Raw genomic sequence first — 24,859 nt, 5'->3', positions numbered from 1 at the left:
CCCCTCAGTCCGAGGCCGGGAGCGGCTTGGCGCTCTTCATCGGCAGGGGGACGCCGTTCACCGCCAGCGTGCCCTGCCCCTGTTTCGTACACAGCAGTTCCAGACCGAGGTCCTCGTCGGCGTACCGCTTGCCGAGCACCGCACCGCCCATCGACTGGGGGTCGGCCGTGCCGATGGCTGCGTGCCCCGGCCCGTTCGCCTCGGTCATGGGCGCCCCGCCGCAGGTGATCTCCACCTCGGCGTCCTGGCATCGCACGACGATCACCGCCGTCGTATCGACCGTACTGGCGAGCATCTGCCCCACACGTGGCCTCATCGCAGGTTCCTCCGCGGATCTTGTTCCGTTCCGGCGCCCGAAGACCATAAAAAAGTATACTACTTACCTCGATCACGTCGAGATGACGACGCGATGTGCCGTAGCGGGACGACGAACGGAGATGCCGATGGAACTCAAGACCGTCCTGTTCGAGGTGACCGACCACGTGGCCACGATCACCCTGAACCGGCCCGAGGTCATGAACGGCTTCAACCAGGAGATGCTGGAGGAGTTCTCCGCCATCTGGCAGACCGTCAAGACCGACGACGACGTGCACGTCGTCGTGTTGCGCGGGGCCGGTGACCGGGCGTTCTGCACGGGCATGGACGTGAAGGAGGGCATCGACCGCCACCCCAACGTCTGGTCGCAGACCGACCCCGGGGAGTACCTCTCGCCGAAGCTGAACCAGGTGTGGAAACCTCTGGTCTGCGCGGTGCACGGGATGGCCGCCGGCGGCGCCTTCTACTGGCTCAACGAGGCCGACATCATGATCTGCTCGGAGGACGCCACGTTCTTCGACCCGCACGTCAGCTACGGCCTCACCGCGGCCATGGAACCCATCGGGCTCGCCCGGCGCATCCCGCTCGGCGAGGCCCTGCGCATCGCGCTGCTCGGCCTGGACGAGCGCGTGTCGGCCGCGCGCGCCCTCCAGATCGGCCTGGTCAGCGAGGTGCTCCCGCGCGAGCAGCTGTGGGACCGGGCCGACGGCATCGCGCGCATCATCGCCGCCAAACCGCCCGCCGCCGTCCAGGGCACCGTCCGGGCCATCTGGGAGTCGCTCGACTCGACGCGCACCCAGGCGCTGCGCACCGGACTGTCGTACACGCAGATCGGGAACCCCGTCGGGAAGGCCCAGGTCGACCGCTCCGCGGTGCAGCGGGGGCAGTGGACACTGCGCTGACACTCCCCTAGCCTGAATCAAAAGAGTGTACTTTATCAGCGTTCTGAAGGGGAGGCTCCTATGCTGTTCGGCATGCCCTGGCCCGGCCGGGACGTCGCGCGGGAGGCCGAGCAGGCAGGTGTCGGCGCCTTCTGCGCCGGGGAGTTCGCCGACCACGACGCCTACCTCACCGTGGCCGACATCGTGGCGAACACCGAACACGCCCTGGCGGGCCCCGCCATCGCCTACGCGTTCGCCCGCACCCCCTACGCGCACGCCACCGCCCTGCGCCAACTGCACGCCCGGGCGCCGGGCCGGCTGTTCCTCGGCCTGGGCAGCGCCGCGTTCCGGATCAACCGCGACTGGCTGGGCGTGCCCGGCGAGCGTCCCGTGGCCCGGATCGCCGAGACTGTCCGCGCCGTGCGGGCCTGGCTGCACGCCGAGAACGGCGAACAGGTCCGCTACTCCGGCGAGTTCTACTCGCTCGACGCCGACGTCCGGGCCCCGGTGCTCGGCCGACTGGACATCCCCGTGCTGCTCGCCGCGTTCAACACCCGGATGGCCGCCACCGCGGGCCGGGTCGCCGACGGAGTCATCGGGCACGGACTGTTCACCCCTTCCTGGTGGAACGACGTCGTACGCCCCTCGGTGGAGCGCGGCGCGGGCGAGGTGAGCGGCGACGGTGACCGGGCCGACGCACCCGCACGCTCCCTCGAACACGGCTGGATCATCACGGCGGTCGACGACGCCGCGCCCGAACGCGCCGTCGCCGACGCCCGCCGGATGATCGCGTTCTACCTCACGGTGAAGACGTACGACCCCTATGTGGCCCACCACGGCTGGGAGGAACCGGTGGCACGGCTCCGGGCCGCGTTCCGGGCGGGCGACACCGATGCGATGGCACAGGCGGTCACCGACGAGATGGTCACCGAGATCGCCGTCTGCGGGACGACCGCCGAGGCCAAGGACACGCTCGCCCGCCGCGCCGGTTCGCTCCCCCGCGATGTCGGCTACTTCGCACCGCCGAGCTTCCTGGTGAGCCCGCGCCGCCGGGCCGCGTACGCCCGCGCCGGCCTCGCCCTGATCGGCGCGGTACCGGACGTACCGGAACGCGTCTGACGCGCACAGGCACGGAAACGACCGGCCCCGGAGCGTGAGCGCTCCGGGGCCGGTTTGCGGCTCAGCCGTGGATCAGGCGTGGATCAGGTGTGGTTGGGCCGTGGATCAGGCTTCCTGGGGAAGCGGCGCGAGCTTCTTGCTCTTGTCGAAGTGCACGACGTCGGCGAGCGTGCCGCCGAGGATCGCCGCGCGGTCCTCGTCCCCGACACCCTCGAAGTTCTCCGCGATGCACTCGGCACTGTCGCGGAAGGTGCCCTCGGCGTGCGGGTAGTCGTTGCCCCAGATGACCGTGGACAGGCCGGTGATGTGACGGGCCTTGACGGCGGTCGGGTCGTCCGCGAACTGGACGTGGATCTGGCGCCGGACGTAGTCCGTGGGCTTGAGCGGGTAGGGCCACTTGTCGTTGATGGCGAACAGCCGTCCCATGGAGGGCTGTTCCGTGGCAGGACGGTTGTCGTCCCAGAAGCCGAGCCACCAGTCGGGGTCCTGGCCGGTGCCGGTCTTCCACGCCTTGTCCATGTAGCCCATGAAGGAGACCAGCCAGCCGGCCGTGTACTCGATCAGGTTGAAGTGCAGGTCGGGGAAGCGCTCGCACACACCGCCGCCGACAAGGCTGGCGATGATGCCCTGCGGACCGGCCACGGCCGCCCCGACCGCGGTGCCCATGGTCCGGCCGGCCACCATGTCGTCGGTCAGGTTGCCCTTGCCCATATTCATGGCGTTCATCAGGCCCCGGACGGTCACCGCCGTCTCGGACACCTCTTCCTTGACCTTCACGCCACCGGTCGCCACGTGGATGAACACCGGCAGACCGTGCGCCTGGGCCGCCGCCCAGATCGGGTCGTACTCCCGCGCGTAGTAGGGCAGCGGCGGGATCTCCGGGAGGAGGATCGCCTGGAGGCCCAGCCGCGCGATCCGCTCGATCTCCGCGACGGCCTCGGGGACGTTCGTCAGCGGGATCGCCGCGGTCGGGCGCAGCCGCTCCTTGTAGGGCAGGTACCGCTCGACGAGGTAGTCGTTCCACACGCGGGCGTGGGCCATCGAGAGCTCGTGGTCGTCCGTGAACAGGACGAACAGCGAGAGGTTGGGGAACATCACCGAGGCGTCGACGCCGTCGATGTTCATGTCCCGCAGGATGTGCTCGGGATCGCCGTCCGGGGTCTCGCCGCCGGTCTGGCGGTACTTGGAGATGGTCCAGCCGTCGAACCCGATGGTGTGCAGTTTTTTGAACTCCGTGTGCCCGCCCGGCACGATCGGCTCGTCGAGCGTGAACTCCTCTTCCCAGAGGGCCCGTTCACGCAAATTCTTGGGGAGCCGGGTCTTGAAGAGATCGACCGGCTCGATGATGTGCGAATCACCGGAGACGACAAATTCCTTGAACACAGGCGGTACCTCTTTCGAACCTCGTCGTTCGCGCAGAATCCACCCCGCGGATGAGGCCGAAGTTACCTGTACCGATCGGTCTAGTCAATGATTCAGCACACGGATTGAGGGGCCACCCTCCCGCCGCAAAACCTGACAAACGACTGACACAGGGCCGATCAACCTACGCCCCTTCCCTCGATCCCTCAATTAAGTACACTCAACTCAATAGATGCCCTCAAGGTTGCCCATGGTGTCCCAGTCGATCAGGAGACCGCACATGACGACGGCTTACTCGTTCTCTTCGCAGCTCTACATCGACGGGCGCCGCACGGACGGCGATTCGGACGCCTCTCTCGTCGTGCGCAATCCGGCGACGGAACAGCCGATCGCCGAGGTCCCCCAGTCCTCCCGCGCCGATGTCCGCCGGGCCGTCGAGGCCGCGCGCCGGGCGTTCGACGAGGGGCCGTGGCCCCGGCTGAAGCCCGCCGAGCGGGCCGCGGTGCTGCTGCGCATGGCCGAGGAGATGGAGCGCCGGCTCCCGGACCTCGTCGCCGTCAACATCGCCGAGGCGGGCTCGGTCCGTCCGCTCGCGGAGAGCCTCCAGACCCGGGTCCCGGTGACGCATCTGCGTGACATGGCCGAGCGGGTCATGCCGGCCTTCGTCTGGGAACGCCCGATGGCTCCCACCGTCGCGCCTGGCATCGGAATCTCCCAAGGGGTGCTGCGCCGCGAGGCGTTCGGCGTGTGCGCCCTGATCTCCGCCTACAACTTCCCGTTCTTCCTCAGCATGATGAAGGTGATCCCGGCCCTCGCGGCGGGCTGCACCGCCGTACTCAAACCGGCGCCCGTGACTCCCCTGGAGTCCCTGCTGATCGGCGACTTCGCCGACGCGGCCGGGCTGCCCCCGGGCGTGCTGAACATCGTGACCGGCGATGTCGAGGCCGGTCACGAGCTGACCACCCACCCCATGGTGGACCTCGTGAGCTTCACCGGGTCGGACACCGTCGGGCGCGCGGTCTACGCCCAGGCCGCGGCCTCCCTGAAGAAGGTCGTCCTCGAACTCGGGGGCAAGTCGGCCAGCATCGTCCGCGCCGACGGCGACCTCGACGGCGCCGTACGGTCCGCGCTCACGGGCATCATCACCCATGCCGGACAGGGCTGTTCACTGCTGACCCGCACACTCGTGCACGAGTCCGTCCACGACGAACTGGTCGCCCGGCTGAGCGCGGCCCTCGCCACGGTCAGGGTCGGCGACCCCGCGGACCCGGCCACCACCATGGGCCCGCTGATCACCGAGGCACAGCGGGACAAGGTCGAGAAACTGATCCGGGTCGGCGAGGAGGAGGGGGCGCGGATCGTCCACGGCGGCAAACGCCCGGCCGGCCTCGACCGGGGCCACTTCCTGGAACCCACCCTCTTCACCGGCGTCGACAACTCGATGACCATCGCGCGTACGGAGTTCTTCGGACCGGTCGGCGTCGTCATCCCGTTCGCCACCGACGAGGAGGCGGTACGGATCGCGAACGACAGCCCGTACGGCCTCGCCGGCGCCGTCTGGAGCGCGGACACCGTGGCCGCGCACGAGATGGCGTCCCGTATCCGGGCCGGCGGTGTGGCGATCAACGGTGGCAGCGCCGGGGTGAATCCGCGGGCCGCGTTCGGCGGGTACAAGCAGAGCGGACTCGGCCGGGAGTGGGGCGAGTTCGGGCTGGACGAGTATCTCCAGACGAAGACGGTGAGTTGGGCCGCACGGTAGCGCTCCGCTGGGTGCGGCGTTGGAAGGGACGTGATGAGTCTGCGGGCCGGTGGGGGCTGGTCGCGCAGTTCCCCGCGCCCCTGGACAAAGAGGCTGGCTGCGCCGCCTCTTTGTCCAGGGTGGGGGCGCCCCGAAAGGGGCGCGGGGACTGCGCGACCAGCCACAACGAACCCGCACCCGCCCACGACGACAACCCCCCACCCCCTCACGCGCCCCCATCCCCCCTCGCAGCAAACCGCCGAGCAACCTCCCCCACATCCCGCCGCCGCCCCAACTTCGCCTGCGCCTCCAACGCAAGAGCATGCGCAAGACTCGTACCCTCCCCCGCCGAAAGCAGAGCCAGCGTCTCCGCGACCGCACCGGCATGCGCGGCACGCACCTGCGCCGCGATCCCGTGCGCACGGTCGATCAACTGATCGTGCGGAACAACCTCCGTCACCAGCCCCGCCACCAGCGCCTGTTCCGCGTCGATCGCCTCGCCCGTCAGCATCATCCGGCGGGCGAGGCGCACGCCGACCGCCCGGGGCAGCAGCGCGCTCATCCCCCAGCCCGCCGTGAGGCCGATCGCCGCATGGGTGTCGGCGAACCGAGCCCGGTCGGAGGCGATGAGGAACGAGCACGACAGGGCCAGCTCCAACGCCCCCGTGCAGCAAACACCGTTGATGACGCCGAGCACCGGCGTACGGGCGGCCCGCACCACCTCCGCGGGGTCCGTGCGCGCCCCACGCGGGGAGCCCGAGCCGTTGCCCAGCGCCTCCTTGAGGTCGATGCCCGCCGAGAACGCGGGATCGGCGCCCGTGAGGACGACGAGCCGGGTCTCCGCGTCGGCGTCGGCCGCCCGCACCGCCTCGATCAGCCCTCGGCGCATCGCGATCGTCATCGCGTTGCGCGCCTGTGGCCGGGCGAGTGTCAGCCACAGCACGCCGTCCGTCCAGTGACAGTCCAGTCCCTCGGCCCCGACCGCGATCATCGGCCGTCAGACCGTCAGGACCATGGCCGAGCCCATGCCGCCGCCCGCGCACATGGCCGCGACCGCCGTCCCGCCGCCCCGGCGGCGCAGCTCGTGCGCCAGGGTCACGACCATGCGGGTTCCGGTGGTCGCGATCGGGTGGCCGAGGCTGCACCCGCTGCCGAACGGGTTGACCCGCTCCGGGTCGAGGCCCAGTTCGCGGGTGGTGGCGACGGCCACCGCGGCGAAGGCCTCGTTGACCTCGAACAGGTCGACGTCGTCGATGCCGAGCCCGGCCCTGGTCAGCGCCTTGCGGATCGCGGCGATCGGCGCGAGTCCCGTCTCGACGGGGTCGACGCCCACGCTCGCCCAGGACCGCACGGTCGCCAGCGGACGTAGTCCGTGCGCGGCGGCCACGTCCGAGCCGGCGACCACCACCGCCGCCGCGCCGTCGTTCACCCCGCTGGAGTTGCCGGCCGTGATGGAGAAGCCCTCGATCTCGGGGTGCAGCACCTTCAGCGCCGCCAGTTTCTCCATGGTGGTGTCGCGCCGGGGATGCTCGTCGGTGTGGAAGACCGAGGTCGCTCCGTCCCGGCCGATGACCTTCACGGGCACGATCTCGTCGGCGAACCGGCCTTCGTCGGTGGCGCGTACGGCCCGCTCGTGGGAACGCAGTGCCCAGGCGTCCATCTCCTCGCGGGTGAGGCCGGCCAGCCGGGCCGTGTTCCAGCCGACGAGGACCCCCATGTCGTTGTTGGGGGCCTCGGGCGTCGGGACATGGGTCGGCGCCATCCAGGGGTCCTGCCAGTCGTCGGTGCCCGGAATCCGCCGCCGGGCCACCGGCGCCGTGGACGACGAGTGCGTCCCGCCCGCGATGACCACCCGGTCCATTCCGGCCCGTACGCTCCCGGCGGCGGTCGCCACGCTGGCCAGCCCGGAGGCGCAGTGCCGGTTGTGCGCCAGTCCCGGGGCGTGGGTCAGCCCGGCCTGAAGCGCCGCGTACCGGGCGATGTCCCCGCCTCCGGCGAGGGATTCACCGAGGACGACGTCATCGATCGACTCCAGGGGCAGACCGCTGCGGTACGCGGCCTCGCGCACGACGAGGGTGGCGAGATCGAAAGCGCTGGTGTCCCGCAGGGTGCCGCGTCGGGCGGTTCCGATCGCGGTGCGGCACGCGGAGAGAAGTACGGCATCAACCATGCAATTAAGAGTACTTAAATAGGCAGGAGTTCGACAGGATTCCGCGATATCCGCCGATCATCTCGACCTGATCCAGAATAGAGGATACCTTGTTCGGGTGAACTTCGAGCTCAGCGAGGAGCAGGGCATGTTGCGCGAGGCCTCGCGCGACCTGCTGTCGGACCGGGCCCCGATCGCGCATGTACGGGCGTGGATGGAACGCGACGAGGATGTCGACCCGGAGGTGTGGCGGCTGACCGCCGACCTCGGCTGGCCGGGCCTCGGTCTGCCCGAGGAGTACGGCGGCAGTGGCCAGGGCCTGGTGGAACTCGCGCTCGTCGCCGAGGAGATGGGGCGCGCGCTCGGACGGGGTCCGTTCGCGCCCACCGCGATCGTCGGCCGGGCACTCGCCGACGCGGGCTCGCCAGGACTGCGGGCCGAGGTGCTGCCCGCCCTGGCCGCCGGATCCTCCTGGGCCACCTGGGCGTTCGCCGAACCGCGGGCCCCCTGGTCCCTCGACGGCGTCCGCGCCGCCGCCCGCGCCGACGGGGACGCATTCGTCCTCGACGGGGTGAAGACGGCGGTGCAGGATGCCGGCGGCGCCCGCTGGCTGCTCGTCACGGCACGGCAGGACGGCGTACCGGCATCCTTCGTAGTCGACCGCGACGCCTCCGGGGTCACCGTCCGGCGTCAGCGCGTCCTCGATCCGACCCGCGCGTTCCACGAGGTCCTCCTCGACGGCGTACGCGTCCCGCACGACCGGCGCCTCGCCGCCGGGCCCGAGGAGATCCAGCGGCTGCTCGACGACGCGTCGGTGCTGCGGTGCGCCGACGCGCTCGGGGCGATGCGACGCATGCTGGAGCTGACGGTCGAACACACCACGACCCGCGTGCAGTTCGGGCAGCCGATCGGCACCTTCCAGGCCGTCAAACACGCGGCCGCCGACATGGCGCTCCTCGTCCACGGCACCCACGCGGCCACCTCCTACGCGGCGATGGCCGCCGACGCGGGCGCCGACGACGCGGCCCGGGCGGCCTGTGCCGCTGCCTCGTACGTCGCGGCGGGGGCCGGCGAGGTCGCGGGCCGGGCGCTCCAGCTGCACGGCGGTGTCGGTTTCACCTGGGAGCACGACCTGCACCTCTACCTGCGCCGCGCCAGGGCGGACAGCGTGCTGTACGGCGACGCCGCCGTCCACCGCGACCGGCTGTGCACCCTCCTGCGGTCCTCCCCCGCGTCCGCCTGAGTCACCCCACGTTCCGAAAGGTTCCCCATGGAGATCAAGGGCAAGAAGGCCGTGGTGTTCGGCGGCGCCTCCGGCATGGGCCGGGCCACCGCCGAGCTGCTCGCGGCGCGCGGCGCCGAGGTCGCCGTACTCGACCGTCCCGCTTCGGCGGGAGCCGAGATCGCCACGGCGATCGGCGGCAGCTTCCACCCTGTCGACGTGACCGACTTCGAGGCGACTCAGAGCGCGCTGGCCGCCGCCGTGGACGCCCTCGGCGGACTGCATGTGTCGGTCACCACGGCGGGCGGCGGCAGCGTACGGCGCACGCTCGGCAGGGACGGGCCGCACGACCTGGAGACCTTCCGCCGGATCCTCGACCTCAACGCCGTCGCCACCTTCAACGTCAGCCGGCTGGCCGCCGCGCACATGAGCCGCAACGAGCCCGAGGACCCCGAGTCCACCGGCGAACGCGGCGTCATCATCAACACCTCGTCGAGCGCCGCCTTCGAGGGACAGATCGGCCAGGTCGCCTATTCGGCCGCCAAGGCCGCCATCGCCGGGATGTGCCTCACCATGGCGCGCGACCTCGGCTCCCTCGGCATCCGCGTCCTCGCCATCGCCCCCAGCCTGTTCGAGACGGGCGCCACCGAGAAGATCCCCGCCGACGTACGGGCCGCGCTCGTCAAGGACGCCGCGTTCCCCCGGCGCCTGGGCCGCCCGGAGGAGTACGCCAAGCTCGCCCTCGCCATCGTCGACAACCCCATGCTGAACGGCCAGTGCCTCCGTCTGGACGCCGGCCAGCGATTCGCACCGAAGTGAGTGAGGTTCTGATGCCGGACCACGCACAGCAGAGCAGCGAGTACGAGGGCAGGGTGGCGCTCGTCACCGGAGGCGGGCGCGGCTTCGGCAAGGCGTTCGGGGCGGCGCTGTCGGCCCGCGGCGCACACGTCGTGCTCGCCGACATCGACGGCGCCGCGGCGGCCGAGGCCGCGGCGGAGCTCACGGCCCTGGGCCGAGGTGCGACCGGGGTCGCCTGCGACGTGGCCGACGAGGACGCGGTCGGCGCGGTGGTGGACGCGGTCGCCGAACGCCACGGCGGACTCGACATCCTCGTCAACAACGCGGGCCTGCACGCCGCCTACAACAAGCCGTTCACCGAACTGGGCCTCGCCGCCGTACGGCGGGTGCTCGACGTCAACGTCATGGGCGTCGTCATCTGCTCACTCGCCGCCCGGGAGGCCATGAAGGGCCGCCCCGGTGCCTCCATCGTCAACATCTCGTCGTCGGCGGCCTACGCGAACCGCAGCATCTACGGCGTCTCCAAGCTCGCCGTGCGAGGCCTGACCGTGTCGTTCGCGCGCGAGTTCGCCGCCGACGGCATCCGGGTCAACGCGATCGCGCCGGGCCTGATCTTCACCGACGCCGTACGGGCCCAGCTGTCCCGCGCCGAGGCGGAGCGCGTCCTCGGGGAGCAGATCCTCGGCCAGGAGGGCACGGAGCAGGACATCGTCGAGGCGCTGCTCTACCTGGCCTCGTCGAAGGCCTCCTTCGTCACCGGCGAGACGCTGCGCGTGACGGGCGGGTTCGCACTCTCGGTCTAGCCGTCCAGCCGCCGAGGAGAGGACAAACACAGCTGTGGCCCCGCGACTTTCGTCCTGGGGCCACAGCTGTTCCGGCGGTCCTACACGGTCACGGGTTCGTTCGCCGGCTTGTCGGCCAGCTCCTTCTCCTCGTTCGTGATCGCCTTCAGCAGCACGTACGGCGTGGCGATCTTCCACAGGGCGTACGCGACCGAGGGGATGATGTTCGCGAGAAGCCCGTTCCAGGCGAGCGGCCCGTCCTGGTTGAGGAAGACGAAGGCGCCCGGGATGAGCGTCACTCCCAGCACGATGCTGAGCCAGCCGTACCAGCGCGGGAAGAGCGGCTTCTCCCGGGTGTGGTCGATGAACGCGGCGTATCCGATCGACCAGACCTGGAGGACGAAGATGCAGGCGTTGCCCACGAACATGAGCCAGAAGGTGTCGACCATCGCGGTCAGGACGTCGACGGAGTGGAGCTCCGGCCGGTAGGCCGCGGCGGCGAGGATCGCGAGCGGGAAGAAGAACCCGAGCGGGGCCACCACGCCCGTGGTGAGCTGGATCATGGACAGCAGCCCCCAGCCGCCCTCGACCCGGCGCAGCTGCATGCTCGTCACGACCACGTACGGGTACTCGAACGGGACGAGCAGAACCATCAGGGCGACACAGGTGAGGATTCCCGTGCGGTTGTCCTTGAGGAACGCGACGACGTCCTCGGGGCTTTCCGTCGGGCTCATCGGCGGGGTGAGGTGCCCCACGGCGAACGCGGCGAGGAATCCCACGAAGAGGAGGACGCCACACCACGCCGACACTCTTTGCAGTCTTATGTAAAGGTCCTTCTTCACTGCGGCTCCTTTGTCGCTTGCTGCTATCGACCGATCTCGTCCCAGCCGACGAGCCTGTCGAGCAGCAGCGCCGCACTCGACAGGTAGTCGCCGTATCCACCCCTGAAGAACAGCAGCGGGGTCTTCATCGACTCGACGAGCAGGCCGTGGACCCGCCCGACGACGAGCAGGTGGTCACCGATCTCCACGATCTGCTCCACCGTGCAGTCCACCCACGCGACGATTCCGTCCAGAACCGGGTTGCCCAGCGGGGATGTCTGCCAGGGCGTGTCCGCGAACCGCTGCCGGGCCGGGCCGGTGGCCAGCTTCCGGGACAGCCGTTCCTGGTTGCCCGCGAGCGCGTTGGCGCAGAAGCGGCCGGCGGTCCTGATCGTCCCCAGGGTCGTGGAGGAGCGGCCGACCAGGAAGGACACCAGGGGCGGGTCCAGGGACACGGACGTGAAGGTGCCGACGATCATCCCGTGCGGCCGCTCCTCGGCGTCCGTGGTGGTGATCGCGACCACGCTCGTGGGGAAGTTGCCCAGTACGTCACGGAATTGACGCCCGTCGATCGCGTCCGTCGTCCGGGGACACGCCACGCCGTCGCTCATACGGCCTCCCAGCCTCTCCAACCTCGCCGACCGCTCCTCACCGACGCCGCGTCAGATCAAAATGCGCATGGCCTCGGGCAGTTCGAGCCCCATCTGGGCCAGGGCGTTCGCGTGGTACGCCGAGCCGGGGACGTGGATCATGTGTCCCAGCCCCGCGTGCGCGTCCCGCCAGAACCGCTGCATCGGGTTGCTGCGCCGCATCGCGTTCCCGCCGGACCGCGCGAAGATCTCGTCCAGCGCGGAGACGGCCCGCCACGCGCAACGGACCTGGTTGCGCCGTACGTTGGCCCGGTCCTCGATGCTGATGGGCTTGCCGGCCTCGACCTGGTCGTACAACCGGCTGATGCCGTCGATCAGTTGGACCCGGGAGGCGGCGATCTCCGCCGCGGCCTCGCCGGCGGCGTAGAGGACGTACGGGTCGTCGCGCACCTGGACGCCGGTCACGGCGACCCGGTCGCGCTGCTGGGACAGGTGAAGGGCTAGCGCGCCCTCGCAGATGCCGATGACCGCGGAGGTGATCCCGAGCGGGAACATCGAACTGAAGGGCAGCTTGTACAGGGTGTCGGTGAGCCCGACGGCCTCGGCGGCGGCGCCGTCCTGGACCGCTTCCTGCCGGATGACGCGGTGTTCGGGGATGAACGCCTTGTCGACGACGACGTCCTTGCTGCCGGTGCCCGAGAGCCCGACCACGTCCCAGGTGCCGTCGACGATCTCGTAGTCCGAGCGGGGCAGTACGACGTGCAGCACCGTGATGGGACCGGCGGGCTTGCCCTTGCCGTCCCCGAGGAGCGCGCCGAGGAAGTCCCAGCCGCAGTGGTCGCTGCCCGAGGAGAACGGCCAGCGCCCGCTGAGGACATAGCCGCCCTCCACCGGGTCGGCGATGCCGTTGGGCATGTAGGGCGAGGCGATCCAGGTGTCCGGGTTGTCGTCCCACACCTCGTGTGCGAGCCGGGGGTCCATCTGGGCCAGCTCCCAGGGGTGCACCCCGACGACTCCGCACACCCAGCCGGCGGCCCCGTCGTGCCGGGCGACCTCCATCACCGCTTCCGCGAAGTCCCTGGGATGAGCACCGAATCCGCCGAACTCCTTGGGCTGCAGAAGGCGGATGACCCCTGCGGAGCGGAGCAGTTCGACGGTCCGGTCACTCAGCTTGCCGAGTGACTCGTTCTCGTCGGCGAGGGCGGCCAGTTCGGCACCCAGCTCCTCGACACGGCCGACCACTTCATGCGTCACGCCGCACACCTCCTGGTGACTGATCCATCGCATGTGCCGCGCGTCGCCGGCGGCGGGATGACCTCAGTGTCATGACCCGGTTCGACGCCCGCTGAGCGCTTTCCGCTGACCGGGACAGGACGGCGTCAGCGCGTGACGCGGGGCCGCAGCGCGGCGGTGGAGCGGCCCTTGAGGGCGGAGAACCACACGCCGGCCCCGTAGGCGAGGTCGTCGAGACGGCGGGCGACTCCGTAGCGGAGGGGATCGAGCGAGTCGTCACCACGCCGGTACTCAAGTGCGATGTCGGCCAAAGCGGCGACGGCCACGGCCCGGCGCATCCGGCGGGACACCGTGCAGCCGACGGCCGCGAGCGGCCACCAGTGCCGGGTCAGCAGCGCGGAGCTCTGCGCCAGGGTGGCGACGGCCCCGTTGCCCGCGAGTGGCACGGCCAGCCGGTACGGGTGCCGAGTGCCGTCGAACTTACGGGCGATCCGCACGGTGACGACCCCGAGGACGCTTCCCGCGACCGGCACCGACCAGCGCCGCTGGGCGAGCAGCGCGGCGGCGAACACCGTGCTCCACGGGGCGAACACGGCCGGTGCGATGTACTCGGGGTGCCGCAGGGCGAGCGGATGCGCCCCGGTCCCGTACACGGCCTTGCGCAGGAACCAGTCGCCCATCCGCGTCCGGTGCTCGTGGGCGGCCCGGACGGCGGGCTCGTACCGCACCCGCAGCCCCGCCCCGACCAGCCGCCAGCACAGGTCGACGTCCTCCCCCACCCGCATCCCCTCGTCGAACCCGTGCCCGTCCCGCAGAGCGTCCACCCGTGCCACCGCACAGGCCGTCGGCGCCCAGGAGACAGGCGTGCCGGGGCGCACCGGCGCCGGGTGGGCGCCGAGGTCGAGGGAGGACCGGGTGTTCTCGTACCGCTCGATCCAGGTCGGGGCGGCACCGGTCAGTCCGGTGATGCGGGGTACGGCCATGGCGACCCAGGGGTCGGCGAAGTGCCGGAGCAGGGTCGGGACCGTGTCGGGGTCCAGCACGATGTCGGAGTCGGCGAAGACCACGTACGGCGTGGTGACGAGGCGCAGCCCGGCGTTGCGCGCGCCGCCGGGGCCGGTGTTCGTGTCGAGGGCGACCAGTCGGGCGCCGTGCCGGTCGGCGACGGCCGCCACGGCCGCCGGGCGGTGCGAGGCGTCGTCGACCACGATCACGGGCGGGCCGGTGCCGATGCTGCGCAGCAGCCGGTCCAGTTGCCGTGGGCGGTCGCGGACCGGGATCACCACCGTGTACCGGGAGTCGGGCGGTGCCGGGAGCGAGGCGACGACGGGATGGGCCATGCCGCAAGCGAGCAGCCGGTCAGCGAGGAGCGCGCTCGCCGCGTCCCGCACGGGAACCGTCCGGCCGACGAGGAGCTTCCGGGCTCGCGGGGTCAGCCGCAGCAGCCGGGTCGGGAACCCGCCGACGAGGGCGCGGCCTCCGTCGACGACCCGGGTGTGCCGGTCGAACTCGACGACGATGCCGGCACCGACGGGAAGCGTCATCGGCGTGCGGTCCCGGGTCGGCGGGCCGGGGCCGAGGCCATCACGCGCATCGTCGTCGGAAAACCACCGACCAGGACACCCCGTCCGTCGATCATCCCGGTCTGCGTGTCAAACGCGACAACCGTGCTGGCGGGAAGCGTCATTGGTGCACCGGCCCAGGCCGCCGGGCCGGATCTACGAGGCGGCCCCGGCTGTCGACCGTCCACGCGGTGATCCGGCGGACCGTGGCCGACACCATCGCGTCCAGCGTCCGCCGGCCCTCCTCGGCCGAGGCCCCGGCGGGGTCGCCGAGGACACCGGAGGGCGAGACCGCGCGCACTCCGTGGGCCATCAGGTCCGGCAGAAGGGCGGCCAGGGGGCGCGTGTCACCGGCGACGGCCGCGTCGAGCCGTACCCGCTCCGGTGTCAGGTGCAGCAGCAGGGAGGTTTCCGTGCGGCCGGCGTGCGCGTCGCCGCCGGGTGCCTCGCAGCCGGTCCAGGCGATGTCGTGGCCCTCGGCGCGGAGTTGGCCGAGGGCCGTGTCGAGGGTGGCGGTGTTGCCGCCGTGGCCGTTGACGAACGCGATGCGGCCCGCCCACAAGGAGAGGGAGCGGGTCAGCTCCACGATCACCGCGCACAGCGCCTCGTGGCCGATCGAGACGGTTCCCGGGAAGTGCGCGTGTTCGCCGCTGGCGCCGTACGCGAGCGCTGGTGCCACCCACGACGCGGGCAGGGCGTCCGCCGTGCGCTGTGCGACGGCGCGGGCGACGACGGTGTCGGTGTCGAGCGGCAGATGCGGGCCGTGCTGCTCGGTGGACCCGACCGGGACGAGGACCAGCGCATCGGACGGTACGGCCGGCCAGACGGCGTCGGCCAGGACGCGCGCCGCCACGGTCAGGCGACCGGGTCGGGACGGGTCGCCGGGATGTCCCCGCCGCCCAGGGTGAGCGGGAAGCCGGGCGGTATCACCAGGTCCTCGGGCGACAGTTCATGGACAGAGGAGTGGCCGAGGCCCAGTACGGCCGAGTCGAGCCCGCCGCGCAGGATGTCCAGCACGTTCTCGACGCCGGCCTGCCCGTTGGCTGCCAGGCCCCACAGATAGGCACGCCCGATCAGGACGGCACGGGCGCCGAGGGCGAGGGCCTTCGCCACGTCGCTGCCGCGCCGGACGCCTCCGTCCAGGAGGACTTCGATCTGGTCGCCGACCGCGTGGGCGATGGAGGGGAGCACCCGGATCGTGGCCGGGGTGGTGTCCAGGTTGTTCCCGCCGTGGTTGGACACGGACAGGGCCGACACCCCGGCGTCGACCGCCCGCCTCGCGTCGTCGACCCGGGTCACCCCCTTGAGCAGGAAGGGGCCACCCCACTCCCCGCGCAGCCACTTGACGTCCTCCCAGGTCGGCGGCGCGGTCTGCATCCACTCGCCGTAGGCGCCGAAGAAGGTGGGCGCCGCGCCGCCGGGTGCCGTCAGGTTGGGCACGGTGAGGTCGGGGATGCCACCGGATCTGGCGTACCGCCACAGCCAACCGGGCCGGGGCAGCACGTCGGGGGCGAACTTCAGCATGGCCCTCAGGTCCAGCTTCTCCGGGATCGAGGGGCTGCCCCAGTCGCGGCCGTGGGAGAAGGACCAGTCGAGGGTGACGATGAGCGCCTTGGCGCCGGCCGCCCTGGCCCGGTCCATGCGCTGGACCATCGTGTCGCGCGTGCCGCTCCAGTACAGCTGGTAGAAGAAGTCCGGCTGGGCGTCAGCGACCTCCTCGACCGGCTTGCCGGCGAACGAGCTGAGGCCCATGATGACGCCCCGGTTCGCGGCGGCCCGGGCGACGGCCACCTCCCCGTCCGGGTCGACCGCCTGCACCCCGGTCGGTGAGATGAGCGCGGGAAACGCGGTGGGCACGCCCAGGACCGTCGTGGACAGGTCGCGCTGTGCGTGGTGGCCGACGACGCGTGGGGCGAAGCCCAGTTCGGAGAAGGCCGCGAGGTTGTCGTCGATGGTGCGACCGCGCTCGGAACCCGCGACGAGCGCGCCGTACACCGAACTCGGCAGCCGCCTCTTCGCCCGGCGCTGGGCCTCGGCGACCGTCTCGAACCAGGGGTTCCTAGGCATGTGTCGCGTCCTTCGTTCCGGTGGGCGTCAGGTCGAGCCCGGCCAGCGGGTGTTCGTCGCAGTCACTGACAGGTGGCCTCACCGGTGGCCCGACCGGTTCTCGACGGGTGAGGACAAGGTCCACCGTCGTCCTGGTCGTCCTGGTCGTACTGGTCGTCCTGCGGGAGTGGTCCCCGGACGGTTTGGGCACCCCGGTTCCGTCGCGGCGGGCCAGCAGTTCCTCGCCGTATCCCTGGACGCATTCGGGGTCGGGGCCGTCCAGCGGCAGCCCGGTGAAGAACTTCGCGGCCATGCAGCCGCCCTTGCAGGTGTCGTAGAACGCGCAGGACGCGCAGGCTCCGCCGTGCTGCGGGGCCCTCAGCCGCCGGAACAACTCGGAATCGCGCCACACCCCACGGAAGCCGCCCGGTTCACGGACGTTGCCCGCGAGGAACTCGTCGTGGATGGCGAACGGGCAGGCGTACACATCGCCGACCGGGTCGATCAGGCAGACGACACGTCCGGCACCGCACAGGTTGAGGCCGGGCAGTGCCTCGCCGTACGCGGAGAGGTGGAAGAAGGAGTCCCCGGTCAGCACGTTGTCGCCGTGGGCCAACAGCCAGTCGTACAGCTCGCGTTGCTGCCCGGCCGTCGGATGCAGCTCGTCCCAGACGTCGGCGCCGCGTCCGGAGGGTCGCAGCCGGGTCAGGCGCAGTTGGGCGCCGAAGCGGTCGGCGAGTGCCTTGAAGTCGTCCAGCTGCGGGATGTTGTGCCGGGTGCAGACCACGGAGATCTTGAAGTTCCGCATCCCGGCGGCGGCGAGGTTCTCCAGCGCCCGCAGAGCTGTGGCGAACGAACCCGCCCCGCGCACCGCGTCGTTGACCTCGGCGGTCGCACCGTCGAGGGAGATCTGGACGTCCACGTAGTCGTTGCCGGCCAGTCGCGCGGCGGCGTCGGGGGTGATGCGGACGCCGTTGGTGGAGAACTTCACGCCCACGTGATGTGCCGTGGCGTAGTCGAGGAGTTCCCAGAAGTCGGCGCGGACGGTGGGTTCGCCGCCGCCGATGTTGACGTAGAAGACCTGCATGGCCTCCAGTTCGTCGATGACGGCCTTGGCCTCCTCGGTGCTCAGCTCACGGGGGTCGCGCCGCCCGGAGCTGGACAGACAGTGGGAGCAGGCCAGGTTGCAGGCGTACGTCAGCTCCCAGGTGAGGCAGATCGGCGCGTCGAGCCCGAGCTCGAACAGGTCGACCAGCCGTGACGGGGCAGTGACGGCAGCGGTCATGGAGCCGGTCATGGGGTCCTTCCGACGACCATCGACGACTGGACGAGAACGGCCAACGCCCGCCCGTAGCGCGGGAGTTCGTCATCACCGAGGCCCGCGGCCCGGCAGGCCGCGCGGGCCGTGGGCGCGTCGGCGAGGGCCTGGACGACGGCCAGCAGGCGGCGGTCCTTGAGGAACGAGAGCTTGCGGGTCCCGAAGTGGTAGAGCAGCGCGCCGAAGGGTTCCGGGCGCACGGAGACCTGCGGATGGAGGTCCCAGGCCTGGTCGAGGTCCATCGGGCGGCCTAGTAGACGCCGCACATGCCGTCGATGGAGACCTCTTCGACCAGGTCGTCGGCCTCGATCAGCGACTCCAGCGACTCCTCGACGGGGGTCTCCCCGTGCCGGATCTCGCTGGCCGGGACGGGCTGGGTGACGTGCGGCTCGTTCATGCGACTCTCCCTTGGCATCGCTCCCACAGGACATCCGGAGAATAATGGCACCGGGTGCCGAAAGTGAAGAGGCCCGACGGTACGAGAACTGCGAGGAACCTAGGAGAAGGTCAACTCCCCATGAACCAGGCGCACATGAGGCCCGATGTCATCGTCATAGGGGCCGGCGGCAGCGGCGCGGTGCTCGCGGCCCGCCTGACCGAGAACCCCGATCGGACCGTGCTGGTACTGGAGTCGGGGCCGGTGCCACGCCAACTCTCGGCGTTCCCGCCGGAGTTGCTGGACGCGCGGCTCGTGCCCGGCGCGCAGCCCGGGAACCCCGCCGTCCACCCGTACCCGGCGCACCTCACACCGCGGCGGCCGTACACGGTCGTCCGGGGGCGTTTCCTCGGCGGCTCGACCACCGTCAACGGCGGGTACTTCGTCCGGGCCCGGCGCGAGGACTTCGAACGGTGGTCGGCGGCGGGCGGTGCCGTCTGGTCGTACGACGGAGTGCTGCCGTTTTTGCGGGCCCTGGAGACGGACCTCGACCACGGCGCCGACCACGTGCACGGGACAGCGGGCCCGGTCCGGCTCCGGCGCACCGACCTGCGGCACCCCGCCGCCACCGCGTTCCGGGAGGCGGCGTACCACCTGGGCTTTCCCCCGGAGCCCGACAAGAACGCCCAACAGGCACCGGGGTTCGGGCCGGTCCCGTGCAACACGGTCGACGGAGTGCGCCTGAACACCGGAGTCAGCTATCTGCTGCCCGCGCTCGACCGGCCCAACCTGACGGTGAGGGGCGGTAGTACGGTCCACCGGATCATCGTCGAGCACGGTCGCGCGACCGGCGTGGTCGTCGAGCGCGACGGCCACCGCGAGACCCTGGAGTGCGGCGAAGTCGTCCTGTCCGCAGGGGCGTTGCACTCGCCCCACCTGCTGCACCTGTCGGGCATCGGACCGCGCGACGACCTGCACCGGCTCGGCATCCCGCTCGTCCGGGACGCTCCCGCCGTCGGCGTCCGCTTCAGCGACCACCCCCAGGTCGTACTGGAGTGGACACCCCGCTCACCGCCGCCCGCATCGACCGGCTCCTGGCTCGGCGGCGCGCTCCATCTGCCGTCGTCGGACGGCGCCCACCCCGGCGGCGACCTGGAGATCCTTCAGTCACTCGTCCCCCTGGCCGGCCTGGCCGCCGGGACGGTGACCGTCCCCGGCGCGCCCCTCCCGTTCCTGGTGTCCGACCAGTCACCGCACCTCCGGGGCCGTATGCACACCCGGTCCGCCGACCCCGCCGTACCCCCGGATCTCGACTACGGCTACCTCAAGACGCCCGAGGACAGACGCCGGATGCGCGAGGCGATCCGGACCACCGCCGCACTGCTCGCCGACCCAGCCTACGACGAGGTGTCCGGCGGTCTCATCGAGCCCGGCCCCAAGACCCTGAACGACGACCGGTCCCTCGACGCGTGGATCCACGCCCACCTCGGCACCTCCCACCACACCTGCGCGACGGTCCCCATGGGCCCCGCCGTCGACCCCTACGGCAGGGTCCACGGCATCCACGCCCTACGCGTCGCGGACACCTCGATCCTCCCGACGGCCCCCTTGCGCGGCCCGGCGGCAACCGCCGTCCTCATCGGCGAGCTGATCGCCGACGCGATGCGGTGAGCTCCGCCGGTTGCGCGGTTCGTTGTCTACAGGCCTGTGGGGGTTGGTCGCGCAGTTCCCCGCGCCCCTTTGGGGCGCTTCCGAACCCCGGTGCAGTACAGCGCCCCGATAGGGGCGCGGGGAACTGCGCGACAAGCCACGACGGCGGAGCAGCAGAAAACCCAGCGCACCCGGGTCATGAACCGAGCGTTCCGACTCCGTCAAACCCCACCGCAATCTGCCGCATCGCCTGATCCAACAACGCGCCGATGCTCGCGTCCTCGTCCGTCAGCCAGTGCTCGTACGCCGCGATGCACGCCGCCAGTGCAGCGTGGCCGACCAGCCGCGGCAGCATGTCGGACACCGACCGCCCCGTGCGCCTCGCGGCGAACTCCGTCACGTGCGCCCGCCACGTGGTGTACCGCACCGTCGAGTCGGCCTGCAGCGTCGGCACCCGCAGGATGAGCGTCATCCGCTGCCGGTGCCAGGGCACCACCGCCGGGTCGAACCGGTTGAACTCGACCACCGCGCCCCGCAGCGCGTCCATCATCGGGGCGGCCGGATCGGTCGCCGCCAGCAGGTCCTCCAGCCTCAGCAACTGGTCTTCGAAGTCGCCCCACACCAAGTCGTTCTTGGACGCGAAATAGCGGAAGAAGGTACGTCGGCCGATGCCGGCGGCGGCCGCGATGTCGTCGACCGTCGTGGCGTCGAAGCCCTGTCGGGCGAACAGTTCGAAACCCAGCCGTTCGAGCGCGGCCCGCGAGGTCACCCTCGGCCGCCCTGTCCGGTTCGGCCCCTCCTGGGTGTCGGCGCCCGGCCGGTACTCCGCCGACCGAACCCCCGCCGCTCCACCCGCCACGCTCTCTCGCCGTCCCACGTCAGCCACCACACCGCACATCATGCATCGGTCCGCGAGGAATCACCGCGCCCCGTCCGCTGTTGTCCCGCACAGCAGCCTGCTCGAACCCCAAGGAGCCCGACCATGTACGGCGATCCGGACACGATCCGCAAGATCCTCACCCAGAGCGGCGACACCTGGGCGGTCGTCGGCCTGTCGTCGAACCCGAAGCGCGCCGCATACAGAGTCGCCGATGTCCTCCAGCGCTACGGCAAGCGGGTCGTCCCCGTCCATCCCAAGGCCGAGACGGTCCACGGCGAGCAGGGCTACGCCTCCCTGGCCGACATCCCCTTCGACGTCGACGTCGTGGACGTCTTCGTGAACAGCGACCTCGCCGGTCCGGTCGCCGACGAGGCCACCGCCATCGGCGCCAAAGCCGTCTGGTTCCAGCTCGACGTCATCGACGAGGCCGCATACGACCGGACCCGCGCCGCCGGGCTCGACATGGTCATGGACTACTGCCCGGCCATCGAGTTCCCCCTGCTCGGCTGACCCCGAGCGGCGCCCTCAGTGTGCCGCGCCCCCGGACCGCCCGCGTCGGCGCAGCAGCAGGAGCCCGCCCGCGAGCGCGGTGACACCGGTCGCGGCGGTCCAGGCGACGACGTCCGTCGTACCGGTCGCGGCCAGGTCCTCTTCCTTGCCGCCCTGGGGAGTCGCACCGGCTGCCGGTGACGCGCCCGCCCCACTGGCACTCTCACTCGGGCTGACACTCTCACTGGGACTCGGACTGGAACTCGAACTCGGACTCGCGCTCACACTCGCCCTGTCCCGCGTGAACGCGAGGGTGCCGAAGCCGAGTTGGTCGTATCCACCGCTGTTGGGGCCGTAGTCCCCGCCGCCGCCCTCGGGGGACGCCTGGGCGGCGATGCGGGTCAGGTAGGTCGCCGACAGGCCACGGCGCTTGGTGTAGTGGTTGGCGATCATGGCCCAGATCGGGCGCGTCATCGCCGGGTCCACGGCGGCGGCCTCGGTCGCGGTCTCCTTCCCCGACCAGCCGTTGATCGCGCCCTTCTGGCGGGTGTTCGCCGTGTAGGGCACCTCGCCACCCATGCTCCACCTGGCCACGTACTGGGCGCCCTTGAGGAAGCGGCTGTCGTCGTAGCCGTACAGGTCGATGCCCTGGTTCCACGCCATCTCGCAGATCGTGCCCATCAGGCCCACGCCGAGCAGCGCGTGCCCCTGGTCCCGGCCGGCCTCGACCCATTCGGCGAGGCCTTCGCCCTCGTGGACGACCGGGATGGCGTTCTTGACGGAGCCCATGCCGGCGCCGTGCTTGAAGTACTCGACGGCCCGGTCGATCTTGGCGCGGTCGTCACAGAGGATGCCGACGGCCAGGACGCAGGCGATGGCTGTCAGGTCCCAGTTGGCCCAGTAGTTGGTGATGACGGCGCCGTTGTGGTTCGCCAGGAAGTCCTCGCTGAGCGGGTGGAAGACGTCCAGCATCATCTTCTGGAAGCGGGCGAGGTCGAAGTCGGCGTGGTCGCGGACGAGTTCGGCCGCGTTGGCGAACTGGTAGCCGTACAGTCCGGCCGCGAGGAACCGGTCGGCGGAGCCCGCCAGCTCGGTCAGCTTCGCCGACCAGGCGTTCAGGATCGCGACGGCGGTGTCCCCGTAGGCGCTCTCACCGGTGACATGCCAGCGCAGGGCGTTCTGGTAGGCGGCGTGGATGTCGTTGTAGAGGATCGCGTAGTTCTGCGGCGAGCCCGCACCCCGGTAGACCGTGGCCTGCGGGTTGGCCGTCCAGCCGCTCTGCGCATGGCGGTTGGCGGTCAGCCGCGTGAAGCCCGCCGTGTACGGCGCCGCGTTGGCCTTCACCTGCTTCGCCATCCGGTCCAGATCCGTCCGGGTGTGCAGCAGGCCCGGGTGTACGAGACTCGCGCCGACCGCCGCGGCCTGCGGGGCGGCGAGGGACGTACCGATGGCGACGGCACCCGCCGTCGCGCCGGTGAACTTCAGCATGCCGCGACGGCTGATCTGTGTGTTCAAAGCTGCGGTCCTTGAGTCTGGGGGGTGAGGTGCATACGGACGCGACAGGCGCGTACGAAGGCGTTCGGAGAGGAGACGCGGCCCAGGACCGCCGATAACGAAAAGTGATGCGCGGTCGCCATAATGCTCGGGTGACCTTCGCCTCCCCTCCCCCCGGCTCCGCGCCCAACTCCCCTTCCGTGCAGCACTTCCCGGTCGTGATCGTGGGCGCCGGACCCGCCGGACTCACCGTGGGGAACATCCTGCGGGCCGCCGGCATCGACTGTGTGGTGCTGGAGACCGAGAGCCGGGAGTTCATCGAGCAGCATCCCCGGGCGGGGTTCATCGAGGAGTGGGCGGTACGCGGGCTCCAACAGCGGGGCCTGGCCGACACGTTGCTGGAGCGGGCCGGTACGCACACGCGGTGCGAGTTCCGGTTCGGCGGTATACGGCATCGCTTCGAGTACGCCGAGCTGTCCGGCCACCGCCACTTCGCCTATCCCCAGCCGCTGTTGGTGACGGACCTGGTGCGCGAGTACGCGGACGTACGCGGCGGCGACATCCGGTTCGGCGTACGGGACGTACTGGTGCACGACCTCGACACCGACCGTCCCGCGGTGTCCTACGTCTCCCCGGAGACAGGCCAACGGGAGTATGTGCAGGGCGAGTTCGTCGCCGGATGCGACGGTGCACGCGGGGTGACCCGGACGGCGATTCCGTCGGAGCACACGCGCGTCGCGCGGCACGACTACGGCATCGGCTGGCTGGCGCTGCTCGCCGAGGCGCCGCCGTCCAACGACTGCGTGATGTTCGGCATCCATCCACGTGGCTTCGCCGGGCACATGGCCCGTGGCCCCGAGGTCACCCGCTACTACCTCGAATGCCCGCCCGGCGACGACCCGGAGAACTGGCCGGACGACCGCGTCTGGGCCGAACTGCACGAACGGCTGGGCGCATTGGGGGCGCCGCCGCTCAACGAGGGCCGCCTGATAGAGAAGCGTGTGCTCGACATGCACAACTACGTGGTGGAACCCATGCAGTTCGGGCGGCTGTTCCTGGCCGGCGACGCGGCCCATCTCACCGCGCCCATCGCCGCCAAGGGCATGAACCTCGCCCTGCACGACGCCTTCCTGCTCGGCGACGGACTCGTCGACTACCTCACGAAGGGCGACCCCGACGCCCTGAACGGCTACTCACAGGCGTGTCTGCGGCGCGTCTGGCAGTACCAGGAGTTCTCCCTGTGGCTGTCGGACATCTACCACGGGGCGTCGTCGGGCGATCCCTTCCGCTCCGGCACGACCCTGGCCCGCCTGCGCCGCATCCTCAACTCCCCTGCCGCAGCAGCCGCGTTCGCCGACGTGTACATCGGCAGGGACGCCGACCACTGAGACAGATCAGCCGACGCCCAGCCCCCTGAACCGGGCGGCTCAGCTCACCCCCGGCACCGACACCGACATCATCATCTCCAGCGGTACGGCGCCGTCATTGCCGTACGTATGGGGGACGTTGGCCTCGAAGGTGGCGCTCGCGCCCGTCGGGACACGGTGTTCGACCCCGTCGACGGTGAGCGTCAGTTCGCCCGCCGTGACGTGGAGAATCTCGAAGGTGCCCGTGGGATGCGGGTCGGACGGACTGCTGTCGCCGGGCATGAGGTGCCAGTCCCACAACTCCAGCGGGCCCGGCGCCTCGGTGCCCGCGAGGAGCCGGTTGAAGCTGCCGGCGTCGGTGTGCCACAGCCGTACGGCCTGGTCGGCGGGGACGATACGGACCTTCGGGCCCTGCTCCTGGTCGAGCAGGGTGGTGATGCTGACGCCGAGCGCGTCACCGATCTTCACGACCGTGCCGAGGCTGGGGTTGGTACGGGCCTGCTCGATCTGGATGAGCATCCCGCGGCTGACGCCGGCACGGGCGGCGAGCGTCTCCAGGGTGAAGCCGCGCTCGGCACGCCAGCGTTTGACGCTGCGCGCCAGCGACTGGGTCAGCAGGTCGAGATCCGACAACGTTCCACCCTGAGGACAAGATTCCGAGGTGCCA

At 70.9% G+C, this 24,859-nt stretch carries 25 protein-coding genes; 9 read left to right on the top strand and 16 right to left on the bottom strand.

Annotated features, from left to right (window positions below; genetic code table 11):
- Positions 1 to 4: 4 nt before the first annotated feature.
- Positions 5 to 316 (bottom strand): hypothetical protein, encoded by a 312-nt coding sequence (locus ACH4TV_RS30465; protein ID WP_398403693.1) that lies wholly within the window; start codon positions 314 to 316, stop codon positions 5 to 7.
- A gap of 127 nt (positions 317 to 443) precedes the next feature.
- Here ACH4TV_RS30465 and ACH4TV_RS30460 point away from each other — a divergent pair, with 127 nt between their 5' ends.
- Both ACH4TV_RS30460 and ACH4TV_RS30455 read left to right on the top strand, forming a co-directional pair.
- Positions 444 to 1,217, top strand: coding sequence for an enoyl-CoA hydratase/isomerase family protein (locus ACH4TV_RS30460; protein ID WP_398403691.1), 774 nt, complete (start codon positions 444 to 446; stop codon positions 1,215 to 1,217).
- A gap of 72 nt (positions 1,218 to 1,289) precedes the next feature.
- Complete coding sequence (locus ACH4TV_RS30455; protein ID WP_398403689.1) at positions 1,290 to 2,315, top strand: LLM class flavin-dependent oxidoreductase; 1,026 nt, start codon at positions 1,290 to 1,292, stop codon at positions 2,313 to 2,315.
- 105 nt (positions 2,316 to 2,420) lie between these two features.
- Here the strand turns inward: ACH4TV_RS30455 and ACH4TV_RS30450 are convergent, their stop codons facing one another.
- On the bottom strand, positions 2,421 to 3,698 hold the full coding sequence (locus ACH4TV_RS30450) for an amidohydrolase family protein (protein ID WP_398403687.1): 1,278 nt from the start codon (positions 3,696 to 3,698) through the stop codon (positions 2,421 to 2,423).
- Positions 3,699 to 3,957: 259 nt separating this feature from the next.
- Here ACH4TV_RS30450 and ACH4TV_RS30445 point away from each other — a divergent pair, with 259 nt between their 5' ends.
- Positions 3,958 to 5,436, top strand: a complete 1,479-nt coding sequence (locus ACH4TV_RS30445; protein ID WP_398403685.1) for an aldehyde dehydrogenase family protein — start codon at positions 3,958 to 3,960, stop codon at positions 5,434 to 5,436.
- 205 nt (positions 5,437 to 5,641) lie between these two features.
- Here the strand turns inward: ACH4TV_RS30445 and ACH4TV_RS30440 are convergent, their stop codons facing one another.
- Both ACH4TV_RS30440 and ACH4TV_RS30435 read right to left on the bottom strand, forming a co-directional pair.
- Entirely contained in the window at positions 5,642 to 6,406 is a 765-nt protein-coding gene (locus ACH4TV_RS30440; RefSeq protein ID WP_398403683.1) for an enoyl-CoA hydratase-related protein, read from the bottom strand.
- Positions 6,407 to 6,412: 6 nt separating this feature from the next.
- Positions 6,413 to 7,585 carry a thiolase family protein gene (locus tag ACH4TV_RS30435; protein ID WP_398403681.1) on the bottom strand — a complete coding sequence of 391 codons (1,173 nt, stop codon included), beginning with the start codon at positions 7,583 to 7,585 and terminating at the stop codon, positions 6,413 to 6,415.
- A gap of 97 nt (positions 7,586 to 7,682) precedes the next feature.
- On the opposite strand from ACH4TV_RS30435, the gene ACH4TV_RS30430 reads away from it, so the two are divergent.
- From ACH4TV_RS30430 to ACH4TV_RS30420, 3 genes are read left to right on the top strand one after another with little or no spacing between them, the layout of a single operon-like run.
- Positions 7,683 to 8,807 carry an acyl-CoA dehydrogenase family protein gene (locus tag ACH4TV_RS30430; RefSeq protein WP_398403679.1) on the top strand — a complete coding sequence of 375 codons (1,125 nt, stop codon included), beginning with the start codon at positions 7,683 to 7,685 and terminating at the stop codon, positions 8,805 to 8,807.
- Positions 8,808 to 8,834: 27 nt separating this feature from the next.
- Positions 8,835 to 9,605, top strand: a complete 771-nt coding sequence (locus ACH4TV_RS30425) for an SDR family NAD(P)-dependent oxidoreductase (RefSeq protein ID WP_398403677.1) — start codon at positions 8,835 to 8,837, stop codon at positions 9,603 to 9,605.
- An 11-nt stretch (positions 9,606 to 9,616) separates the two neighbouring features.
- Positions 9,617 to 10,387 (top strand): SDR family NAD(P)-dependent oxidoreductase, encoded by a 771-nt coding sequence (locus ACH4TV_RS30420; protein WP_398403675.1) that lies wholly within the window; start codon positions 9,617 to 9,619, stop codon positions 10,385 to 10,387.
- Between the two features lie 80 nt (positions 10,388 to 10,467).
- On the opposite strand, the gene ACH4TV_RS30415 is transcribed toward ACH4TV_RS30420, so the two are convergent.
- The 9 genes from ACH4TV_RS30415 to mftA form a co-directional block, all read right to left on the bottom strand.
- Entirely contained in the window at positions 10,468 to 11,208 is a 741-nt protein-coding gene (locus ACH4TV_RS30415) for a hypothetical protein (protein ID WP_398403673.1), read from the bottom strand.
- 23 nt (positions 11,209 to 11,231) lie between these two features.
- Positions 11,232 to 11,798 carry a flavin reductase family protein gene (locus ACH4TV_RS30410; protein WP_398403671.1) on the bottom strand — a complete coding sequence of 189 codons (567 nt, stop codon included), beginning with the start codon at positions 11,796 to 11,798 and terminating at the stop codon, positions 11,232 to 11,234.
- Between the two features lie 51 nt (positions 11,799 to 11,849).
- Positions 11,850 to 13,031 (bottom strand): hydroxylase, encoded by a 1,182-nt coding sequence (locus ACH4TV_RS30405; protein ID WP_398403669.1) that lies wholly within the window; start codon positions 13,029 to 13,031, stop codon positions 11,850 to 11,852.
- Between the two features lie 125 nt (positions 13,032 to 13,156).
- Positions 13,157 to 14,554 (bottom strand): mycofactocin biosynthesis glycosyltransferase MftF, encoded by a 1,398-nt coding sequence (gene mftF / locus ACH4TV_RS30400; RefSeq protein ID WP_398403667.1) that lies wholly within the window; start codon positions 14,552 to 14,554, stop codon positions 13,157 to 13,159.
- Between the two features lie 139 nt (positions 14,555 to 14,693).
- Positions 14,694 to 15,425 (bottom strand): mycofactocin biosynthesis peptidyl-dipeptidase MftE, encoded by a 732-nt coding sequence (mftE, locus tag ACH4TV_RS30395; protein WP_398403665.1) that lies wholly within the window; start codon positions 15,423 to 15,425, stop codon positions 14,694 to 14,696.
- A 2-nt stretch (positions 15,426 to 15,427) separates the two neighbouring features.
- Complete coding sequence (mftD, locus tag ACH4TV_RS30390) at positions 15,428 to 16,639, bottom strand: pre-mycofactocin synthase MftD (RefSeq protein ID WP_398403663.1); 1,212 nt, start codon at positions 16,637 to 16,639, stop codon at positions 15,428 to 15,430.
- On the bottom strand, positions 16,632 to 17,915 hold the full coding sequence (gene mftC / locus ACH4TV_RS30385; RefSeq protein ID WP_398403661.1) for a mycofactocin radical SAM maturase: 1,284 nt from the start codon (positions 17,913 to 17,915) through the stop codon (positions 16,632 to 16,634). The genes mftD and mftC overlap by 8 nt, the downstream gene beginning before the upstream one ends.
- Positions 17,912 to 18,178, bottom strand: a complete 267-nt coding sequence (gene mftB / locus ACH4TV_RS30380; RefSeq protein ID WP_398403659.1) for a mycofactocin biosynthesis chaperone MftB — start codon at positions 18,176 to 18,178, stop codon at positions 17,912 to 17,914. Before mftB ends, mftC begins: the two co-directional genes overlap by 4 nt.
- Before the next feature lie 8 nt (positions 18,179 to 18,186).
- The gene (mftA, locus tag ACH4TV_RS30375) at positions 18,187 to 18,333 is read right to left on the bottom strand and encodes a mycofactocin precursor MftA (protein WP_398403657.1); all 147 of its coding nucleotides are present in this window, start codon (positions 18,331 to 18,333) and stop codon (positions 18,187 to 18,189) included.
- Positions 18,334 to 18,453: 120 nt separating this feature from the next.
- Here mftA and mftG point away from each other — a divergent pair, with 120 nt between their 5' ends.
- Positions 18,454 to 19,983, top strand: coding sequence for a mycofactocin system GMC family oxidoreductase MftG (gene mftG, locus ACH4TV_RS30370; RefSeq protein ID WP_398403655.1), 1,530 nt, complete (start codon positions 18,454 to 18,456; stop codon positions 19,981 to 19,983).
- Positions 19,984 to 20,158: 175 nt separating this feature from the next.
- On the opposite strand, the gene mftR is transcribed toward mftG, so the two are convergent.
- A complete protein-coding gene (gene mftR, locus ACH4TV_RS30365; RefSeq protein ID WP_398403653.1) occupies positions 20,159 to 20,851 on the bottom strand; it encodes a mycofactocin system transcriptional regulator in 693 nt (230 codons plus the stop codon).
- A gap of 93 nt (positions 20,852 to 20,944) precedes the next feature.
- On the opposite strand from mftR, the gene ACH4TV_RS30360 reads away from it, so the two are divergent.
- Entirely contained in the window at positions 20,945 to 21,352 is a 408-nt protein-coding gene (locus ACH4TV_RS30360; RefSeq protein WP_398403652.1) for a CoA-binding protein, read from the top strand.
- 15 nt (positions 21,353 to 21,367) lie between these two features.
- On the opposite strand, the gene ACH4TV_RS30355 is transcribed toward ACH4TV_RS30360, so the two are convergent.
- Positions 21,368 to 22,819 (bottom strand): alginate lyase family protein, encoded by a 1,452-nt coding sequence (locus tag ACH4TV_RS30355; protein WP_398404055.1) that lies wholly within the window; start codon positions 22,817 to 22,819, stop codon positions 21,368 to 21,370.
- Positions 22,820 to 22,977: 158 nt separating this feature from the next.
- On the opposite strand from ACH4TV_RS30355, the gene ACH4TV_RS30350 reads away from it, so the two are divergent.
- Complete coding sequence (locus ACH4TV_RS30350) at positions 22,978 to 24,213, top strand: 4-hydroxybenzoate 3-monooxygenase (protein WP_398403650.1); 1,236 nt, start codon at positions 22,978 to 22,980, stop codon at positions 24,211 to 24,213.
- Between the two features lie 39 nt (positions 24,214 to 24,252).
- Here the strand turns inward: ACH4TV_RS30350 and ACH4TV_RS30345 are convergent, their stop codons facing one another.
- Positions 24,253 to 24,825 (bottom strand): XRE family transcriptional regulator, encoded by a 573-nt coding sequence (locus ACH4TV_RS30345; protein ID WP_398403648.1) that lies wholly within the window; start codon positions 24,823 to 24,825, stop codon positions 24,253 to 24,255.
- Between the last annotated feature and the right edge of the window lie 34 nt (positions 24,826 to 24,859).

The organism is Streptomyces sp. NPDC020898 (assembly GCF_044333925.1).
Classification (GTDB): Bacteria; Actinomycetota; Actinomycetes; order Streptomycetales; family Streptomycetaceae; genus Streptomyces.
Note: the sequence above shows the minus strand (reverse complement) of the source record. Positions and strands in the feature narration are given on the sequence as shown.

Coding starts and splice junctions, on each gene's coding strand:
- ACH4TV_RS30435 (WP_398403681.1), bottom strand. CDS start 7,585: ATGGTTGATGCCGTACTTCTCTCCGCGTGCCGCACCGCGATCGGAACC.
- mftF (WP_398403667.1), bottom strand. CDS start 14,554: ATGACGCTTCCCGTCGGTGCCGGCATCGTCGTCGAGTTCGACCGGCAC.
- mftA (WP_398403657.1), bottom strand. CDS start 18,333: ATGAACGAGCCGCACGTCACCCAGCCCGTCCCGGCCAGCGAGATCCGG.
- mftD (WP_398403663.1), bottom strand. CDS start 16,639: ATGCCTAGGAACCCCTGGTTCGAGACGGTCGCCGAGGCCCAGCGCCGG.
- ACH4TV_RS30455 (WP_398403689.1), top strand. CDS start 1,290: ATGCCCTGGCCCGGCCGGGACGTCGCGCGGGAGGCCGAGCAGGCAGGT.
- ACH4TV_RS30465 (WP_398403693.1), bottom strand. CDS start 316: ATGAGGCCACGTGTGGGGCAGATGCTCGCCAGTACGGTCGATACGACG.
- ACH4TV_RS30440 (WP_398403683.1), bottom strand. CDS start 6,406: ATGATCGCGGTCGGGGCCGAGGGACTGGACTGTCACTGGACGGACGGC.
- mftB (WP_398403659.1), bottom strand. CDS start 18,178: ATGGACCTCGACCAGGCCTGGGACCTCCATCCGCAGGTCTCCGTGCGC.
- ACH4TV_RS30425 (WP_398403677.1), top strand. CDS start 8,835: ATGGAGATCAAGGGCAAGAAGGCCGTGGTGTTCGGCGGCGCCTCCGGC.
- ACH4TV_RS30420 (WP_398403675.1), top strand. CDS start 9,617: ATGCCGGACCACGCACAGCAGAGCAGCGAGTACGAGGGCAGGGTGGCG.
- mftG (WP_398403655.1), top strand. CDS start 18,454: ATGAACCAGGCGCACATGAGGCCCGATGTCATCGTCATAGGGGCCGGC.
- ACH4TV_RS30355 (WP_398404055.1), bottom strand. CDS start 22,819: ATGCTGAAGTTCACCGGCGCGACGGCGGGTGCCGTCGCCATCGGTACG.
- ACH4TV_RS30360 (WP_398403652.1), top strand. CDS start 20,945: ATGTACGGCGATCCGGACACGATCCGCAAGATCCTCACCCAGAGCGGC.
- ACH4TV_RS30410 (WP_398403671.1), bottom strand. CDS start 11,798: ATGAGCGACGGCGTGGCGTGTCCCCGGACGACGGACGCGATCGACGGG.
- ACH4TV_RS30445 (WP_398403685.1), top strand. CDS start 3,958: ATGACGACGGCTTACTCGTTCTCTTCGCAGCTCTACATCGACGGGCGC.
- mftC (WP_398403661.1), bottom strand. CDS start 17,915: ATGACCGGCTCCATGACCGCTGCCGTCACTGCCCCGTCACGGCTGGTC.
- ACH4TV_RS30460 (WP_398403691.1), top strand. CDS start 444: ATGGAACTCAAGACCGTCCTGTTCGAGGTGACCGACCACGTGGCCACG.